Genomic DNA, 1,228 nt, shown 5'->3' with positions numbered 1-1,228 from the left:
TCGAGACCGCTGCACAACTCCCCCTCGCGACACCGCCCCCCGGTCGATGTGAAGGGAATTCCGCGATGTGCAATCCGATTCGAGCTTTTAGCCCGTTTCAGGACCTTTTGAGCCCTTCTCCCGGGCCCTTTGAGCCCCTCAGGACGGACTACTCCCCGCACACGGCTGCAGCCGCCCGCTCTGCAGCTTCCTCATCGCCTTGAGCAGATTGAGCCCCAACGCCGCCCAAGCCATTTGCGCCTGCGTCTTGGCCGCCCCGAAGTACCGCGCCCGGCCCAGGTGGAAGCGCCGCTTCATCGTGCCGAAGCCCTGCTCGACCTTGTAGCGCAGCGTGGCGATGGCCCGGTTCATCCGCGTCTGCAAGGGATGTACGGGATGGCTCCGGCTGCCCTTGAACTGGATCAGGTCTCCGATGCCTTTGTTCTTGAGGTACTCGCGATTCGCCGCGCTCGCATAGCCCTTGTCGGCCAGCACGCCTTCAGCGGGGATGCCTTGCTCGATCAGCGCGTCCACGATGCCCGGCAGCTTGCTCACCTCCGCCTGGTTGGCCGGATGCACCTCCACGTGCTCGACATAGCCATCCTCCGTGTCCACCGCGCTGTAGCCGCGATAGCCGAAGAAGGCGTCCTTGCCCTTCTTGACCCAGCGCGCCTCGTCGTCCGCGCTGTCCACCACGTCCGCCTGGCCCTCGTCATCGACCTCGATGTGCTGATTGGGCCGTGCCGCGCTCTCGATGATGGTCGCGTCAATGATCGCCCCGCGGCTGCCCGCCACCTTCAAGCCTTGGCCCTCCAACTGCACGTTGACCCGGCGCAGTAGCACCTGGTCCAGTCTGGCCGTGACCAGCCGGCTGCGAAAGCGGCAGATCGTCGTGGCGTCCGGGAAGCTGCCATCACCGGGCTCGAAGCCGGTGAACACCATGAAGTCCAGCCGCACCTTCAGCGCGTGCTCCAGCTGCGTGTCCGACAGCCCGTGCCATTGGCCCAGCAGCATCAGCTTGAACATCGCCAGCGCCGAGTACGGCTCAGGGCCTCCGCCGTGCGTGGCCTCGCGCTTGTACAGGCCCTTGAGCTTGTGCGCGATCTCGTCCCAGTCCAGCAGCTCGTGCAACTTCATCGTTGGCGAGTCTTGGACCAGGGGCTTGGCGCCCATCAGGAAGAAGCTATCCATGTCGCCATTGCAACCGATGGCCGATCACGGCGCATCAGGGAAGTTATGCAGCGGTCTC

1 protein-coding gene is annotated in these 1,228 nt (G+C 64.9%); it reads right to left on the bottom strand.

What is annotated here, in order from left to right:
* Positions 1-138: 138 nt before the first annotated feature.
* Positions 139-1,170, bottom strand: coding sequence for an IS5 family transposase (locus tag O9Y01_RS23140; RefSeq protein ID WP_269634012.1), 1,032 nt, complete (start codon positions 1,168-1,170; stop codon positions 139-141).
* Between the last annotated feature and the right edge of the window lie 58 nt (positions 1,171-1,228).

Source organism: Pelomonas sp. BJYL3 (assembly GCF_027257975.1).
GTDB lineage: Bacteria > Pseudomonadota > Gammaproteobacteria > Burkholderiales > Burkholderiaceae_C > Roseateles_B > Roseateles_B flavus.
Note: the sequence above shows the minus strand (reverse complement) of the source record. Positions and strands in the feature narration are given on the sequence as shown.

Coding starts and splice junctions, on each gene's coding strand:
- O9Y01_RS23140 (WP_269634012.1), bottom strand. CDS start 1,170: ATGGATAGCTTCTTCCTGATGGGCGCCAAGCCCCTGGTCCAAGACTCG.